We start from the raw sequence: 16,156 nt of genomic DNA on the forward strand, positions 1-16,156 counted from the left end.
GGCCGCTCCCCCGATTTCCGGAGCCCCCCATGGGACGTTATGTGATCCGGCGTCTGCTGCAGATGATCCCGGTCTTCTTCGGCGCCACCCTGCTGATCTTCCTGATGGTGAACGTGATGGGCGACCCCGTCGCGGGCCTCTGCGGCGACCGCAAGTGCGACCCCGCCACGGCCATGCAGCTGAAGAAGGAGTTCGGCCTCGACAAGCCGGTGTGGCAGCAATACCTGACGTACATGGGCAACGTCTTCACCGGCGACTTCGGCACCGCCTTCAACGGCCAGAAGGTCACCGAGCTGATGTCGGCCGCCTTCCCCGTCACCATCCGCCTGACCCTCGTCGCCATCGTCTTCGAGATCGTCATCGGCATCTCGCTGGGCGTCCTGACGGGCCTGCGGCGCGGGCGCCCCGTCGACACCGTGGTGCTGCTGCTCACGCTCGTCGTGATCTCCATCCCCACCTTCGTCACCGGCCTCGTGCTGCAGCTGCTGCTCGGCGTCCAGTGGGGGGTCATCAAACCCTCCGTGTCGAGCGAGGCGCCGTTCAACGAACTGCTGATCCCGGGGCTCGTGCTCGCCTCGGTCTCCCTCGCGTACGTGACCCGCCTGACCCGCACCTCCATCGCGGAGAACCGGCGCGCCGACTACGTCCGCACCGCCGTCGCCAAGGGCCTGCCCCGGCGCCGCGTCATCACCCGGCATCTGCTGCGCAACTCACTGATCCCCGTGGTCACCTTCATCGGCACCGATGTGGGCGCGCTGATGGGCGGTGCGATCGTCACCGAGCGGATCTTCAACATCCACGGCGTCGGCTTCCAGCTCTACCAGGGGATCCTCCGCCAGAGCACCCAGACCGTCGTCGGCTTCGTGACCGTCCTCGTGCTGGTCTTCCTGGTGGCCAACCTGATCGTCGACCTCCTGTACGCCGTACTCGACCCGAGGATCCGCTATGCCTGAACCCAAGGAGCCGCAGGGCGCCATCGCCGCGACCGGCGCGGGCGGCGCGATGGACCTGGCCACGAGCGAGGCGACGTCCCTGGCCCCCGGCGGGCCCGACGGCGGCGGCCCCACGGCCCCGGCGCGCAGCCTGTGGTCCGACGCCTGGCGCGACCTGCGACGCAACCCGATCTTCATCGTGTCGGGCCTGATCATCCTCTTCCTCGTCGTCATCTCCGTCTGGCCCTCGCTCATCGCCTCCGGCAACCCGCTGGACTGCGACCTCGCCAACGCCCAGAAGGGTTCGGCGCCCGGCCACCCCTTCGGCTTCAACGAGCAGGGCTGCGACGTCTACACCCGCGTCGTGTACGGCACCCGGGTCTCGGTCACCGTCGGCGTCTGCGCCACCCTCGGCGTCGCGCTCATCGGCAGCGTGCTCGGCGGGCTCGCCGGGTTCTTCGGCGGGGCGTGGGACGCGATCCTCTCCCGCATCACCGACATCTTCTTCGCCATCCCCGTCGTCCTCGGCGGTCTGGTGCTCCTTTCGGTGGTCACCAGCTCCACGGTCTGGCCGGTGGTCGGCTTCATGGTGCTGCTCGGCTGGCCGCAGATCTCCCGCATCGCGCGCGGCTCCGTCATCACCGCCAAACAGAACGACTACGTCCAGGCGGCTCGGGCCCTCGGCGCCTCCAACTCACGGATGCTGCTGCGCCACATCACCCCCAACGCCGTCGCCCCGGTGATCGTCGTGGCGACCATCGCGCTCGGCACGTACATCGCCCTGGAGGCCACGCTCTCCTACCTCGGCGTCGGCCTGAAGCCGCCGACCGTCAGCTGGGGCATCGACATCTCGGCCGCCTCCCAGTACATCCGCAACGCCCCGCACATGCTGCTCTGGCCGGCCGGCGCGCTGGCGATCACGGTGCTCGCGTTCATCATGCTCGGCGACGCGGTGCGCGACGCCCTCGACCCGAAGCTGAGGTAGGCGCCCATGGCAACCGTGGCATCCGAGGCGTCCGCGGCCGGTGCGCCGCACACGTCCAAGCTGCTCGAAGTGCGCGACCTGCACGTGGAGTTCCGGACCCGGGACGGGGTCGCCAAGGCCGTCAACGGCGTCGACTACAGCGTCGACGCGGGCGAGACCCTGGCCGTCCTCGGCGAGTCGGGGTCCGGCAAGTCCGTGACCGCCCAGGCCGTCATGGGCATCCTCGACATGCCGCCCGGCAGGATCACCTCGGGCGAGATCCTCTTCCGCGGCCAGGACCTCCTCAAGGTCAAGGAGGAGGAGCGGCGCAAGATCCGCGGCGCGGACATGGCGATGATCTTCCAGGACGCGCTGTCCTCCCTGAACCCGGTGCTCAGCGTCGGCGAACAGCTCGGCGAGATGTACGTCGTGCACAAGGGGATGTCGAGGAAGGACGCGAAGGCCAAGGCCGTCGAGCTGATGGACCGGGTGCGCATCCCGGCCGCCAAGGAACGCGTCGGGCAGTACCCGCACCAGTTCAGCGGCGGCATGCGCCAGCGCATCATGATCGCCATGGCGATGGCGCTCGAACCCTCGCTGATCATCGCGGACGAGCCGACCACCGCCCTCGACGTGACGGTCCAGGCCCAGGTCATGGACCTGCTCGCGGAGCTCCAGCGCGAGATGAACATGGGCCTGATCCTCATCACGCACGACCTCGGCGTCGTCGCGGACGTCGCCGACACCATCGCCGTCATGTACGCGGGCCGCATCGTCGAGCGCGCCCCCGTCCACGAGATCTACCGGGCACCCGCGCACCCGTACACCCGCGGCCTCCTCGAGTCGATCCCGCGCCTGGACCAGAAGGGCCAGGACCTCTACGCGATCAAGGGCCTGCCGCCGAACCTCATGAACATCCCGCCCGGCTGCGCCTTCAACCCCCGCTGCCCCATGGCCCAGGACATCTGCCGCACCGACGAGCCGCCGCTCGCGCGGGTGACGTACGAGGGACTGACCGCCGACCGCAGGAGTGCCTGCCACTTCTGGAAGGAGACGATCGATGCGACCCGGTGAGGGCGGCGCGCACGTCAGCAAGAGGCACCTCGAGGAGGAGGGCGCCACCGCGCGCCAGCTGATGGACAAGGCGCGGGGCGAGATGGACTTCGCCGCGCACGGCTCGGAGTCCGGGCGCGAGCCGATCCTCGAGGTCCGCGGTCTGGTCAAGCACTACCCGCTCACCCAGGGCATCGTCATCCGCAAGCAGGTCGGCGCGGTCAAGGCGGTGGACGGCGTCGACTTCGCGCTGGCGCAGGGCGAGACGCTCGGCATCGTGGGGGAGTCCGGCTGCGGCAAGTCCACGGTCGCCAAGATGCTGGTCAACCTGGAGCGGCCGACCGCCGGCGAGATCCGCTACAAGGGCGAGGACATCACCCGGCTCTCCGGCCGCGCCCTGAAGGCGGTGCGCCGCAACATCCAGATGGTGTTCCAGGACCCCTACACGTCCCTGAACCCCCGGATGACCGTCGGGGACATCATCGGGGAGCCGTACGAGATCCACCCCGAGGTGGCTCCCAAGGGCTCGCGCCGCCAGAAGGTCCAGGAACTCCTGGACGTGGTGGGCCTGAACCCGGAGTACATCAACCGCTACCCGCACCAGTTCTCGGGCGGCCAGCGCCAGCGCATCGGCATCGCGCGCGGCCTCGCCCTGCGCCCCGAGATCATCGTGGCGGACGAACCGGTCTCCGCGCTCGACGTCTCCGTCCAGGCCCAGGTCATCAACCTCCTGGAGAAGCTGCAGAACGAGTTCGACCTCAGCTACGTCTTCATCGCGCACGACCTGTCGATCGTGCGGCACATCTCCGACCGGGTCGGCGTGATGTACCTCGGGCGGATCGTCGAGATCGGCTCCGACGAACAGATCTACGAACACCCGACGCACCCCTACACCCAGGCACTGCTCTCCGCCGTGCCCGTCCCCGACCCCGAGGCGCGCGAGCACCGGGAGCGGATCATCCTCTCCGGGGACGTGCCCTCGCCCGCCAACCCGCCCTCGGGCTGCCGCTTCCGCACCCGCTGCTGGAAGGCCCAGGAGCGGTGCGCGCTGGAGGTCCCCGCGCTCGCCGTACCGGCCGAGTTCCGGCACGAGGACAGCCCCGCCGCGCACGACTCGGCCTGCCACTTCGCCGAGGAGAAGCAGGTCGTGCCGTAGGCCCCGGCGGCTTAACGCGCGGGTAATGGCGCCGTCGCGGTCCCGATACGCGCGCGCGGCACGCTGTACGACGTACGGCCGTGCGGGTGCCGTGGACCGGCCGGGGTTACGCCATGTCACCCCGGCCGGTCGCCGCGTCCACGGGTCCCGCGGGCCCGGTGCTACGGGCGGGGCAGGCCCAGCGACCGCTTCAGGAAGTCCACCTGCAGCAGCAGGAGGTTCTCCGCGACCTGCTCCTGCGGGGTCATGTGCGTGACGCCGGAGAGCGGCAGGACCTCGTGCGGGCGGCCCGCGGAGAGCAGCGCGGAGGACAGCCGCAGCGAGTGCGCCACCACCACGTTGTCGTCGGCCAGGCCGTGCACGATCAGCATCGGGCGGTGCGGTCCGGCCGCATCCACGATGCCGTCGTCCCAGATCAGGGAGTTGTGCCGGTACGTCTCCGCGGCCTTGTCCGGGTCGCCCAGGTACCGCTCCTGGTAGTGGGTGTCGTAGAGCCGCAGGTCCGTCACCGGCGCGCCGACCACCGCCGCGTGGAACACGTCGGGGCGGCGCAGCGCGGCCATGCCGGCCAGGTAGCCGCCGAAGGACCAGCCGCGGATCGCCACCCGGTCCAGGTCGAAGGGGAAGCGGTCGGCGAGCGCGTGCAGCGCGTCGACCTGGTCCTCCAGCGTCAGGGTGAGGTCGTTCTTGACCGACTTCTCCCAGCCGGGGGAGTGGCCGGGGGTGCCGCGGCCGTCCGCGACGAGCACCGCGAAACCCTGGTCCGCGAACCACTGCGAGGTCAGGAAGATGTTGTGCGCACGCTGGACGCGCTGGCCGTGCGGACCGCCGTACGGATCGAGGAGCACCGGAAGGGGCCCATCCGTCTCCTTGTAATCCGTGGGGAGCAGGACGGCGCACGGAATCTTCCGCGTGCCCCCTTCGGTCAGCGTCACGCGCGGAGTGAGCCCCGGGCGCCGGGCGTGTGAGGCGACGGTCGCCACCTGCTTGCCCCCGCGCAGCACCCGCACCGAAGCACCGGGACGGTCCAGGGTGGCCGACACCAGGACGGTGAGGCCGCCCGCGCGGACCGCCGAGTGCACTCCCGGCTCCTGCGAGACGCGCTCCACGCCCAGTTCGTTGACGCGGTACACATGGATCTCGCCGGTCTCCGGGGCGGCCGCGGCCCGGCCCGCCGACGCCGAGATCAGGACATCTTCCTCGGTGACGTCCAGGACCGCGCGCACATGCAACTGCGGCCCGGTCAAGGGCCGTTCGCCCCAGGCCAGGACGCGCGCCCCGGCCTCGTCCACGATCCGCACCATCTTGCCGCTCGGCGACCAGCACGGGACACCGGGGAACAGTTCGAGCCAGTCCGGATCCTCCTCCGCGTGCACCATCCGGGTGGATCCGTCGTCCGGGTCCACCGCGAGGTACAGCTGGCCGTTCTGGTCGCGGGACTGCACGAGCAGCAGCGGCGCGCCGTCGGACGACCAGTGCACCCGCGCGAGGTAGGGGAACCGCACGCGGTCCCAGACCACCTCGGTGCGCGACCCGTCCAGGCCGAGCACGAAGAGGCGCACGTCCGCGTTGGGCGTGCCCGCCGCCGGGTACGCGACCTGCCGGGGCGCGCGGTCGGGGTGCGCGGGGTCCGCGATCCACCACCGCCGCACCGGGGCGTCGTCCACCCGGGCCACGAGCAGCCGGTCCGACTCGGGAGACCACCAGAAGCCCCGTGAACGGGCCATCTCCTCGGCCGCGATGAATTCCGCCAGGCCGTAGGTGACGGTCGCCTCCCGACCTGCCTCCCTGCCCGCCTCCTGACCCGTCTCCCGGCCCTGCTCCGGCTCCGCGAGCGCCCGGTCGTCCTCGCCGTCGGCCCCCGTCACGCGCAGCGCGCCCCGGGCGACGTACGCGATGTGCCGGCCGTCCGGCGAGGGGCGCGGGTCGATCACCGGTCCCGGCGCGGGCAGTTCGCGCGACGCGCCCGTGCGCAGCTCCGTCGTGAAGAGGCGGCCCGACAGCGCGAACGCCGCCAGTTCGACCGCCGCGTCCGTCGCGTAGCCCACGATGCCCGCGCCGCCCTCCCGGCTGCGCTCGCGCCGCGCACGCTCCTCGGCGGACAAACGCTCGGACGCGCCCCCCAGAAGCACGCCCGGATCGGCCGCCACACGCTCGGTGCCGCCGTCCGACACGTCCAGGACCCAGAGCGCGCCCGCTCGATCGGTGCTCGAGGACGAGCGGAGGAACGCGACGCGCTCCCCGTCCGGCGCCACCGTGAACGCGCGCGGCGCCCCGAGGGTGAAACGCTGGGTGCGGGCGTGCTGACGAGGGAAGGAGAGCCGCTGCGCCGGACTCTCGTCGGGCCTGGGATTTCCGGGGTTCTCGGTGGTCATCCCCCGAGCCTAGGCGGCATGCGCCCCCCTGTGCTGCTGTGCTCCGACTCATGCGTCCACACGGATAGTTATGATCCGTAGCGCTTGGTGGGTATGAACCTGCTGGCGTCCGCACTGGGTTACGGCAACGACTTGGAGGTGACCGCCGTGGCACTCTCGATTTCGGCGGTGGTGCTGCTGGCGATCATCGTCTTCCTGTTGGTCAAGAAGTCAGGGCTGAAAGCGGGGCACGCGGTCGTGTGCACGCTGCTCGGCTTCTACCTCGCGAGCTCGTCCGTCGCGCCGACCATCAACGAGTTGACGACGAACGTCGCGGGGATGATCGGCGACATCAAGTTCTGACCCGGCCGCGAGGCGCCCGGCGTGTTCCGTGTTCCTGGCGGGACCCGCCGTGCTCGTAGGGTGGTGCCATGACGGAACTGCCCGCCCGGCGCCTGCTGCTCGTGCACGCGCACCCCGACGACGAGTCGATCAACAACGGCGCGACCATGGCCAAGTACGCGGCCGAGGGCGCCCGGGTCACGTTGGTCACCTGCACGCTGGGCGAGGAGGGCGAGGTCATCCCGCCCGAGCTCGCCCACCTCGCCGCCGACCGCGAGGACTCCCTGGGCGCCCAGCGCATCGGGGAGCTCGCCGCCGCCATGAAGGAGCTGGGGGTCGCCGACCACCGCTTCCTCGGCGGCGCCGGGCGCTACCGCGACTCCGGGATGATGGGCACCGAGCAGAACCACCGCCCCGGCGCGTTCTGGTCGGCCGACCTGGACGAGGCGGCCGCGTACCTCGTCGAGGTGATCCGTGAGGTGCGCCCGCAGGTCCTCGTGACCTACGACCCCGAGGGCGGCTACGGCCACCCCGACCACATCCAGGCGCACCGCGTCGCCATGCGCGCCGCCGAGCTCGCGTCCGAGCCGGCCTTCCGCGCCGACCTCGGCGACCCCCACACCATCGACAAGATCTACTGGAACCGCGCCCCGCGCTCCGTGGTCGAGGAGCGCTTCCGGTGGCTGGCGGGGGCGCTCGGGCACTCCCCGTTCGCCGCGGCGGCCGTCGTCGCGGACGTGCCGGGCGTCACGGACGACGACCGGGTCACGACCGAGATCGACGGCAGCGCGTTCAAGGGGGCCAAGGCGGCGGCCATGGGCGCGCACGCCACCCAGGTCACCGTGAGCGGGCCGCTCTTCGTCCTCTCCAACCTGCTCGCACAGCCCATTTTCGACGTGGAGTACTACGAGCTGGTGCGGGGAGAAGCGTCGGCGGAGGGAGACTCCCGTGAGACAGATCTCTTCGCGGGACTCGAAAGGGTGACGGATGTGGCTGAGGTGACCGCACTGTGAGTACGCGATCCCGTGCGTCGTCCGGGGGCGGCTCCGGCGGCCCCAAGACCCCGGCCACCGCCACGCCGGGGACCGGTGCGAGCGCCGCCCCGGCGGGCAGCTTCCTCGCGCAGCCCCTGCGGGCGGGGCGACTTGCCGCCTACGCCGGGCTCTTCGTGCTCGGCGCCGTCGTCGGCGTCGCCGGAGCGCTCGTCCAAGGCGGCTTCTTCCCCGCCGGGTTGCTGCTCGGACTCGTCGGCGCCGCCGGGCTCTTCTACGGCGGCTCGCGCGCGAGCGGCACCCGGGCGGGGGCCGTCGCGCCCGCCGCGGGCTGGCTGGTCGCGGTCATGCTGCTCACCGCCACCAGACCCGAGGGGGACTTCCTCTTCGGCGCGGGTCTCGGCTCGTACGGCTTCCTCCTCGGCGGAATGGCCGTGGCTGTGATGTGCGCCACCCTCGGACAGGGACCGCAACCGGGCGCTCCCGCCGCCCGACTTGGCAAGTGACGTACCACTTCGGCCCGTGTCCCGCACGGGTTTGACGCCGGTCACAGGATGAGTGCCGACGGCGGCCAGTATGGTGGTGCGGCCGCCGAGCCTCCCCAACCTCCGGCCGGGGGGACCCCGGACGAGGTCGAGACGGGCGGCGGAGTCAACCAGGAGAACCTGCCTTGAGTCGTGAAACTGACAGTTCGTCCTCCGGGCCCCAGGGGCGCGGTGGAGCCGCATACCCCTCGGGGACGCCGCCGTACGGCTCCCCGGCCCAGGGCGCCGACGACGGCGCGGACGGAGCGCGGCGGCAGGCCGCCGACGAGCGGCCGGACGAGCCCGAGACCCAGACCACGCTGACCACGCGCATCCGGATCAACATCCCCGGTTCGCGGCCCATCCCGCCGGTCGTCATGCGCACGCCCGTCGGTGACGACGGCCCGCGCGGGGACTCCTCGCCGCTCGACGGCGCGGGCCGCCGCGACAGTGCCGAGCCGCCCGCTCCCGGAGCGGGCGAGACGAGCCGCGTGACGGGCACGGGCGCGCCGGCAGGACCCGGTTCCGCTTCCGCCGGTCCCGGCGCCCCCGGTGACGGCCCCTCGGGTGCTCCCGCGGCCGAGGAGAAGACCAGCGACTGGTTCGCGCCGCGCAAGCCCTCCCGTGGTGAGGGCGGCGCCGGGGCGGGCGCGTCCGGGACGGACGGAGCGGGCGGACCGGCCGGTCCGGCCGGCCGGGGCGGTCCGGGCGGCTCGGGGCCGAACGGTTCCGGTACGGGTTCCTTCGACGTGTCGGGCGCCGTGGCGGCGGGCCCCCTCGGCGCGGGCGCTCCGCAGGGCGGCGACGCGCAGCGCGGCGACCTGCCGTACTTCTCCGCGGGCACGGGCGGCTCCGGGGATTCCCGGACCCCCACGGGCCCGACCGGCGGTCCGGTCACCGGCGACAGCCCGCTGGCGCCGCCCGCGGCTCCGGGCGGCGCGGGCGTACCCGGCGCTCCTGGCGTCCCGGGTGCCCCCGGCGGCCCGAGTGCCCCGGGTGCCCCCGCCAACTCCGGCACGCGCCCGCCCCGTTCCGGTGTGATGAGCGACGACACCGCGATCCTCACGCCCCAGAAGTCCGGGCCCCTCGCGCCGCCCGGCGGCGGCCCCCGGCCCCCGGCGGGACAGGTCCCCGGCGCCCCCGCGCCCGGTTCCCACGTCTCCGGCGAGACCCTCACCAGCGGCATCCCCGTGGTGCCTTCGGCGCAGGACAACTCCCCGTTCCCGCCCGGGCCGCAGGCTGATGGCCCGGTGCCGCACACCCCGCCGAAGCTGCCCGAGCCGGTGCGCTCGGACGTGCCCCCCGCCGCCCCCGCGCCCAAGAAGAAGAAGGGCCGCAACAAGCTGGTCCTCCTCGCGGTCGCCGTGGTCGTCGTGGGCTGCGGGGCGTACGGCGCGGGCCTGTTGATGAACCACGCGGACGTCCCCAAGGGCACCACCGTGCTCGGCGTCGACATCGGCGGCGGCACCCGCGACGAGGCCGTCCAGAAGCTGGACGACGCCCTCGGCGCGCGCGTCACCAAGAACCTGAAGCTGTCGGTGGACGGCGAGCCGGTCACGCTCAAGCCGGACCAGGCGGGCCTGACCCTGGACAGCCAGGCCACCGTCCGCGCGGCCGCGGGCAGCGACTACAACCCCGTCTCGGTGGTCGGTTCGCTCTTCGGCAACCAGCGCGTCGTGGAGCCCGTCATGCCGGTCGACGAGGAGAAGCTGGCGGCCGCCCTGGAGCGCGCCGCGGGCGGCTCGGGCACGGCCAAGGAGGGCACGGTCGAGTTCGTGCCCGGCAAGGCCGTCCCCGTCTACGGCAAGGTCGGCAAGGGCATCGACCCCGAGGCGTCGACCACGTCCGTCGCCGAGGCGTACAAGAAGCAGGTGCAGACGGGCAGCGCGGGCACGGTCCAGGTGCCGGTCACCACGCGCAAGCCGCAGATCGCCAAGGCCGAGGTCGACAAGTTCATGACCCGGTTCGCCAAGCCGGCCATGTCCGCGAACGTCACGATCAAGGCGGGCGCCCAGTCGATCCCCTTCGGCCCGGCGAAGTCGCTGCCCAAGATCCTTCAGACGAAGGCGCTCAAGGACGGCACCCTCCAGGTGCACTACAACCTCACGGAGCTCAAGAAGCTGTACGGCAACGTCTTCGACGGCGTGCTGATCCAGCGCGGCAACGGCTCCAAGACGCCGGTCCAGGCGACCGACGTGGCCCAGGCGATGGGCAAGGCGCTGCTCGGCAAGACGCCCGCGGAGCGCGTCGGCGTCATCGAGACGAACGCGAGCTGAGGCCCGTACCCGCGCGGTCCGTAGGCCCGTAGCCCGTAGGTCCGCGAGTCCGCAGGTCCGTAGGTTCTCCTGCGTTCCCGAAGGCCGGCAGGTGATCCTGCCGGCCTTCGGCATGACATCTGTCATGCGGGAGTCACCACATCCGACACTGCCGCTGCCACCTGCGCTTTTGTGACGATGTACGGCATGAAGACGACCACAGCACCGCCTGCCGCCAGTGCGGTGAGCTTCGAGCGGGTGACCAAGAGCTACGGCGACGTACGCGCCGTCGACGCCCTGACCCTCGACCTGCGCCCCGGCGAGACGGTGGCCCTCCTTGGCCCCAACGGCGCGGGCAAGTCATCCACCCTGGACCTGCTCCTCGGCCTGCGGCGGCCGGACAGCGGCACGGTGCGCGTCTTCGGGGCCCAGCCGCGCGAGGCGATCACCGCGGGCCGGGTCGGCGCCATGCTGCAGAGCGGCGGCCTGATGGGCGAGGTCACCGTGCGCGAGCTCGTGCGGCTCGCCTGCGACCTGCACCCGAGGCCGCACCCCGTGCACGACGTGCTCGCCCGGGCGGGCGTCGCCCAGATCGCCGACCGCAAGGTCGACAAGCTCTCCGGCGGCCAGGAGCAGCGGGTGCGCTTCGCGCTCGCCACGGCAGGCGCCAACGACCTCATCGTCCTCGACGAGCCGACCACCGGCATGGACGTCACCGCCCGCCAGGCGTTCTGGGCCACCATGCGCGAGCAGGCGGAGCAGGGCCGCGCGGTCCTCTTCGCCACGCACTACCTGGAGGAGGCCGACGCGATCGCCGACCGCGTCCTGGTCCTGCACCGGGGCCGCCTCCTCGCCGACGGCACCGCGGCCGAGATCAAGGCGAAGGCGGGCGCCCGCAAGGTCGCCTTCGACCTGTACGCGGAAGGCGACGCCGAAAGGGTCGCCGCGGGCGGCGCCGACGGCGGCATCGACCCGGCGCTCGTCGGACGGCTGCGCGCGCTGCCCTTCCTCACCACGCTGGACGTCTCGGGCCACACGGTCCGCCTCCAGTCCACGGACGCCGACGCCACCGTGCACGCCCTGTACGGGCTCGGCCTCTACCCCCGCAACCTCGAAGTCGCCGGGCTCGGCCTGGAGCAGGCGTTCGTGGCGATCACCGAGGCCGAAGAGGCCAGGACCGCATGAAAGGCGTGAACGGCATGAACAGCCTCATCAAGCTCGAGATCACCCGCGCCCTGCGCAACCGCAAGTTCCTCTTCTTCTCCGTCATCTACCCCTCGGTGCTCTTCGTGATCATCGCGGGCAGCCAGGACGGTGCCGACAAGATCCCCGGCACGGGCCTTTCCGTCCCCGCGTTCATGATGGTCTCGATGGCGTCCTTCGGCGCCCTGACCGCCGTCCTCATGGGCAACAGCGAGCGCATCGCCAAGGAGCGCGAGAGCGGCTGGGTGCGCCAACTGCGCCTGACCTCGCTGCCCGGACGCGGCTACGTCCTCGCCAAGACGGCGAGCGCGGCCGTGGTGAGCCTGCCGTCCATCGTCGTGGTGTTCGCGGTCGCGGGCGTCTTCAAGGGCATCCGCTTCGAGGCCTGGCAGTGGCTGGCGCTGACCGGCGCGATCTGGGCGGGCAGCCTCTGCTTCGCCGCCCTGGGCGTCGCCATCGGCTATCTCGCGTCCGGCGACGCGGTGCGCCCGATCACGATGATCATCTACTTCGGGCTCTCCATCCTCGGCGGCCTGTGGATGCCGGTGACGACGTTCCCGCACTGGCTGCGGGAGACCGCGTCCTGGCTGCCCACGCACGCGTACGCTGCCCTCGGGCAGGCCATCGAACTGGGCGAAGCACCGCACGCGAAGGACATCACGCTCCTGGTCGCCTACTTCCTCCTCTTCGCGGGCGGCGCGGCATGGCTGTACCGGAAGGACACACTGAAGTCGTGAGCGCGACAGACGCCAAGGGCACCAGGGACCACGACGGCGCCGAGGACAACGGGCTCCATCCCGTGCAGACGTTCGGGCGCCCGCCCCAGGGCCGCCGCCAGTTCCTGGCGAAGGCGGGCTGGATCGGGGTCTGGCTGATCTTCCTGAGCGCCCCGATCGAGGACCTGACCGAGGGCCGGCACACGGCCCTCGCCACGGCGCTCGGCTCGCTCGGCCTCGCCGTCTTCGTGGGCTGCTACCTGACCCTCGTCTTCCGCTACACCACCAAGATCCTCCGATGGCGCGCCGTCATCGCGTCCTTCGGCCTCCTGCTGGCCCTCGCCGTGCTCCTCGCCTTCAGCCTCGGCGACCCCTGGCTCGGGCTCTTCGTGTACGTGTCGGTCTCCGCCGGTGCCGTCCTGCCGATGCGGTACGCACTCTGGGTCATCCCCGGGGTCACCCTGCTGATGATCGTGGTCGGCCTGCGCGACGACGGCCTCGGTGACCTGATCACCAACCTCGGGGTGATCACGCTCCTGGTGGGCTTCGCGATGTCCGGCGTACGGCAGTTGATCCGTACGACGATCCAGCTGCGCCAGGCCCGCGCCACCGTCGCCCAACTGGCCGCCAACGAGGAGCGGCTGCGACTCGCCAGGGACCTGCACGACCTGCTCGGCCACTCGCTCTCCCTGATCACGCTGAAGAGCGAGCTCGCCGGGCGGATGCTCCCCGACCACCCCGACAAGGCCGCCCAGCAGGTCGCCGACATCGAACAGGTCAGCCGCCAGGCCCTGGTGGACGTCCGCGAGGCGGTCTCCGGCTACCGGCGGCGCACCCTCGCGGGCGAACTCGCGGGGGCGCGCACCGCACTGACGGCCGCGGGCGTCGACGCCGGGCTGCCGCTCGAAGCACCCGCCGAACTCCCGGGCGAGGAGGGCGAGGCGGCGCTGGCGTGGGCGCTGCGGGAGGCCGTGACCAACGTCGTACGGCACAGCGGCGCCCGACGCTGCACGGTGACGTTCACCGCACGGCAGACCCTCGCGGGGCCGCTCGTCGAGCTCTGCGTGGAGGACGACGGATCGGGTCCCGCGGGCACCGCGGCGGGCAACGGCCTCACCGGCCTCGCCGAACGCGTGGAGGCTGTCGACGGCGTCCTGGAGACCGGTCCGGGGGCTCGTGGCGGCTTCCGTCTGGTCGTCCGCGTGCCGCTCGCCGGCGCGGCCGTAGGATCCCCCCATGGCTAGCGTGAACAGCGGGAACGGCACAGACGGCACCATCCGCGTCCTCCTCGCCGAGGACCAGTCCATGGTCCGGGAGGCCCTCGCCGCGCTGCTCGGTCTCGAACCGGACATCGAGGTCGTCGCCCAGGTGGCGCGCGGTGACGAGGTGCTGGCGGCCGTGCGCGGGCACGACGTCGACGTGGCGCTGCTCGACATCGAGATGCCCGGCATGACGGGCATCGAGGCGGCTGCCGAAGTGCACGCGGAGTTCCCGGCGTTGAAGCTGGTCGTGCTCACCACCTTCGGCCGCCCCGGCTATCTGCGCAGTGCCATGGAGGCCGGCGCCGACGCGTTCCTGGTCAAGGACGCGCCCGCCGCCCAGCTCGCGGAGGCGGTGCGCAAGGTGCTCGCGGGGCAGCGGGTCATCGACCCCACGCTGGCCGCCGCGGCCCTCGCGGGCGGCGCCAACCCGCTGACGGACCGCGAGCGAGAGGTGCTGCGCGCGGCGGCCGACGGCGCCACCAACGCCGAGCTCGCCACGGTCCTGCACCTCTCCCAGGGCACGGTCCGCAACTACCTCTCCACGGCGATCCAGAAGCTCGCCGTGCGCAACCGCGCCGAGGCCGTCAGGGCGGCCAGGGACAAGGGCTGGCTCTGAGGCGCCGACGCGCCCGCGCGTCAGTTCAGCATCGCCCGCGCCCCCAGCGCCTGCCGCCGTACCCGGTCGGCCGTCGTGGGGTCCAGGGCGGCGACCCCTTCGGCGTAGCTGTCCAGCTCCCGTGCGCCCGTCAGGAACTCCCCCTTCTGTACGAGGAGTTGGGCTCGCTCGTAGCGAAGCCGGGCAGGCGGTGAGGGCAGGAGCAGGGAGAGGTCGAGCGCCCAGAGGGAGACGTCGGCGCGCTCGGGGCGGGGTGCGGCCCAGGCGCGGATGTTGTTCAGGACGCGTCCCACGATGTCCAGCGGTCCCGCGGGGCTCAGCATCGACGGGACGGGCGGGGCCCCGGTGGCCGCGGTGACGAGGAGTTCCACGTCCGTGCGGGTGAGCAGCCGTCCGCCGGTGAAGGGGTCGGCGAGGACCTGGTCGTCGCGGGGGCCGAAGCCGACGACGAAGTGGCCGGGCAGGGCGACGCCGTAGACGGGCGCTCCCGCCCGTCGTGCCACTTCCATCCAGACGACGGAGAGCAGGATGGGCAGGCCCCTGCGGCGGCGCAGGACCTGGTGCAGGAGGGATGAGTCCAGGCGCTGGTAGTCGCCCGGCCTGCCCTTGAACTCACAGTGTCCACCGAGGAGTTCGGTCAGCGCGGTGGCCCAGGCGTGCGGTCCTCGCGTCCGGCGGGACCGGTGGCCGGCCGCGGCCCGTTCCGCGAGCCGGTCCAGCAGGCGCCGGGCGGCGTCCAGGCCCGCCTCGTCCAGGGCGGGGTCCGCCTCGGTGCCGATCAGCAGGCACAGCAGCGCCAGGTCGGGCCGCGCGGAGTCCGCCTCGGCCGCGAACAGCCGTCGCCACTTCGTGGTTCCGGGGGGAGGGGGGTGCATACGTCCGTGGTGCCCCCTCGCGCCGATCGATACGTCCCTTCGTCCGGGTCCGTGCCGACGGGGCGGGGTCAGTTCAGCATCGCGCGCGCGGCCCGTGCCTGCTGGCGCACCCGGTCCGCCGTGGTCGGCTCCACCGTCGTCACCACATCGGCGTACGCGTCGAGTTCCGCCGCGCCGCCCAGAAAGTCCCCGCGCTGGACGAGGAGTTGGGCCCGCTCGTACCGCAGTCGGGCCGGATGCGCGGGCAGCAGGAGCGACAACTCCAGGGCCCACAGAGCTACTTCGGAGCGTTCTGGCCGGGCGGCGGCCCAGGCGCGGATGTTGTTGAGAATGCGCTGCACTATGTTCAGCGGGTCGGCGGGGGTCAGCATCGACGGTGGTATGCCCGTGCCCGCCGTCCCGGCGACCAGGAGCTCCGCGTCGGACCCGGTGAGCAGCCGTCCGCCGTCGAAGGGGTCGGCGAGGACCTGGTCGTCGCGGGGGCCGAAGCCGACGACGAAGTGGCCGGGCAGGGCGACGCCGTAGACGGGCGCTCCCGCCCGTCGTGCCACCTCCATCCAGACGACGGAGAGCAGGATGGGCAGGCCCCTGCGGCGGCGCAGGACCTGGTGCAGGAGGGATGAGTCCAGACGCTGGTAGTCGCCCGGCTGCCCCTCGAACCCGCACTGTTCACCGAGGAGTTCGGCCAGCGCGGAGGCCCACGCGCGCGGCCCGCCGGGACGGAAGGGCAGCAGCCCCGCGAGCCGGTCGAGTTCGATCTCGGCGGCGTCCAGCCCCGCCTCGTCCAGGGCGGGGTCCGCCTCGGTGCCGATCAGCAGGCACAGCGGCGCGAGAGCGGGCTGCTCCGACCGTGCCTCTTCGGCGAACCGCCGTCGCCATTCGCCGGACTCCGCGTGCATACGTGCCTCGTGT

At 72.4% G+C, this 16,156-nt stretch carries 15 protein-coding genes; 12 read left to right on the forward strand and 3 right to left on the reverse strand.

Annotated elements, in window-relative coordinates:
* Positions 1-29: 29 nt before the first annotated feature.
* From ACZ592_RS07530 to ACZ592_RS07545, 4 genes are all read left to right on the forward strand, one after another.
* Complete coding sequence (locus ACZ592_RS07530; protein WP_471580552.1) at positions 30-953, forward strand: ABC transporter permease; 924 nt, start codon at positions 30-32, stop codon at positions 951-953.
* Positions 946-1,917 (forward strand): ABC transporter permease, encoded by a 972-nt coding sequence (locus tag ACZ592_RS07535; protein ID WP_471580553.1) that lies wholly within the window; start codon positions 946-948, stop codon positions 1,915-1,917. Before ACZ592_RS07530 ends, ACZ592_RS07535 begins: the two co-directional genes overlap by 8 nt.
* 6 nt (positions 1,918-1,923) lie before the next feature.
* Positions 1,924-2,970, forward strand: coding sequence for an ABC transporter ATP-binding protein (locus ACZ592_RS07540; RefSeq protein ID WP_471580554.1), 1,047 nt, complete (start codon positions 1,924-1,926; stop codon positions 2,968-2,970).
* 82 nt (positions 2,971-3,052) lie between these two features.
* A complete protein-coding gene (locus ACZ592_RS07545) occupies positions 3,053-4,105 on the forward strand; it encodes an ABC transporter ATP-binding protein (RefSeq protein ID WP_471580738.1) in 1,053 nt (350 codons plus the stop codon).
* Between the two features lie 161 nt (positions 4,106-4,266).
* Here ACZ592_RS07545 and ACZ592_RS07550 read toward each other — a convergent pair whose 3' ends face one another.
* Entirely contained in the window at positions 4,267-6,480 is a 2,214-nt protein-coding gene (locus tag ACZ592_RS07550) for a S9 family peptidase (RefSeq protein WP_471580555.1), read from the reverse strand.
* A gap of 147 nt (positions 6,481-6,627) precedes the next feature.
* Here ACZ592_RS07550 and ACZ592_RS07555 point away from each other — a divergent pair, with 147 nt between their 5' ends.
* From ACZ592_RS07555 to ACZ592_RS07590, 8 genes are all read left to right on the forward strand, one after another.
* On the forward strand, positions 6,628-6,822 hold the full coding sequence (locus tag ACZ592_RS07555; protein ID WP_055569071.1) for a hypothetical protein: 195 nt from the start codon (positions 6,628-6,630) through the stop codon (positions 6,820-6,822).
* Positions 6,823-6,890: 68 nt separating this feature from the next.
* Positions 6,891-7,814 carry an N-acetyl-1-D-myo-inositol-2-amino-2-deoxy-alpha-D-glucopyranoside deacetylase gene (mshB, locus tag ACZ592_RS07560; RefSeq protein ID WP_471580556.1) on the forward strand — a complete coding sequence of 308 codons (924 nt, stop codon included), beginning with the start codon at positions 6,891-6,893 and terminating at the stop codon, positions 7,812-7,814.
* 116 nt (positions 7,815-7,930) lie between these two features.
* Positions 7,931-8,299, forward strand: coding sequence for a DUF6113 family protein (locus ACZ592_RS07565; RefSeq protein ID WP_471580739.1), 369 nt, complete (start codon positions 7,931-7,933; stop codon positions 8,297-8,299).
* A gap of 164 nt (positions 8,300-8,463) precedes the next feature.
* On the forward strand, positions 8,464-10,593 hold the full coding sequence (locus ACZ592_RS07570; protein WP_471580557.1) for a hypothetical protein: 2,130 nt from the start codon (positions 8,464-8,466) through the stop codon (positions 10,591-10,593).
* A gap of 177 nt (positions 10,594-10,770) precedes the next feature.
* A complete protein-coding gene (locus ACZ592_RS07575; protein ID WP_471580740.1) occupies positions 10,771-11,757 on the forward strand; it encodes an ABC transporter ATP-binding protein in 987 nt (328 codons plus the stop codon).
* 14 nt (positions 11,758-11,771) lie between these two features.
* Positions 11,772-12,512 carry an ABC transporter permease gene (locus ACZ592_RS07580; RefSeq protein WP_471580558.1) on the forward strand — a complete coding sequence of 247 codons (741 nt, stop codon included), beginning with the start codon at positions 11,772-11,774 and terminating at the stop codon, positions 12,510-12,512.
* 62 nt (positions 12,513-12,574) lie between these two features.
* Positions 12,575-13,735, forward strand: coding sequence for a sensor histidine kinase (locus ACZ592_RS07585; RefSeq protein WP_471580741.1), 1,161 nt, complete (start codon positions 12,575-12,577; stop codon positions 13,733-13,735).
* Positions 13,728-14,369, forward strand: a complete 642-nt coding sequence (locus ACZ592_RS07590; RefSeq protein WP_471580559.1) for a response regulator — start codon at positions 13,728-13,730, stop codon at positions 14,367-14,369. The genes ACZ592_RS07585 and ACZ592_RS07590 overlap by 8 nt, the downstream gene beginning before the upstream one ends.
* Before the next feature lie 20 nt (positions 14,370-14,389).
* On the opposite strand, the gene ACZ592_RS07595 is transcribed toward ACZ592_RS07590, so the two are convergent.
* Entirely contained in the window at positions 14,390-15,244 is an 855-nt protein-coding gene (locus ACZ592_RS07595; protein ID WP_471580560.1) for a transglutaminase-like domain-containing protein, read from the reverse strand.
* A gap of 68 nt (positions 15,245-15,312) precedes the next feature.
* A complete protein-coding gene (locus ACZ592_RS07600; RefSeq protein WP_471580561.1) occupies positions 15,313-16,143 on the reverse strand; it encodes a transglutaminase family protein in 831 nt (276 codons plus the stop codon).
* Between the last annotated feature and the right edge of the window lie 13 nt (positions 16,144-16,156).

The sequence above is a fragment of the Streptomyces sp. NPDC040622 genome, assembly GCF_055593965.1.

Excerpts from the sequence above, each read along its gene's own strand:
- ACZ592_RS07580 (WP_471580558.1), top strand. The coding sequence starts at position 11,772 with ATGAACAGCCTCATCAAGCTCGAGATCACCCGCGCCCTGCGCAACCGC.
- ACZ592_RS07540 (WP_471580554.1), top strand. The coding sequence starts at position 1,924 with ATGGCAACCGTGGCATCCGAGGCGTCCGCGGCCGGTGCGCCGCACACG.
- ACZ592_RS07545 (WP_471580738.1), top strand. The coding sequence starts at position 3,053 with ATGGACTTCGCCGCGCACGGCTCGGAGTCCGGGCGCGAGCCGATCCTC.
- ACZ592_RS07600 (WP_471580561.1), bottom strand. The coding sequence starts at position 16,143 with ATGCACGCGGAGTCCGGCGAATGGCGACGGCGGTTCGCCGAAGAGGCA.
- ACZ592_RS07595 (WP_471580560.1), bottom strand. The coding sequence starts at position 15,244 with ATGCACCCCCCTCCCCCCGGAACCACGAAGTGGCGACGGCTGTTCGCG.
- ACZ592_RS07535 (WP_471580553.1), top strand. The coding sequence starts at position 946 with ATGCCTGAACCCAAGGAGCCGCAGGGCGCCATCGCCGCGACCGGCGCG.
- ACZ592_RS07575 (WP_471580740.1), top strand. The coding sequence starts at position 10,771 with ATGTACGGCATGAAGACGACCACAGCACCGCCTGCCGCCAGTGCGGTG.
- mshB (WP_471580556.1), top strand. The coding sequence starts at position 6,891 with ATGACGGAACTGCCCGCCCGGCGCCTGCTGCTCGTGCACGCGCACCCC.
- ACZ592_RS07530 (WP_471580552.1), top strand. The coding sequence starts at position 30 with ATGGGACGTTATGTGATCCGGCGTCTGCTGCAGATGATCCCGGTCTTC.
- ACZ592_RS07590 (WP_471580559.1), top strand. The coding sequence starts at position 13,728 with ATGGCTAGCGTGAACAGCGGGAACGGCACAGACGGCACCATCCGCGTC.
- ACZ592_RS07550 (WP_471580555.1), bottom strand. The coding sequence starts at position 6,480 with ATGACCACCGAGAACCCCGGAAATCCCAGGCCCGACGAGAGTCCGGCG.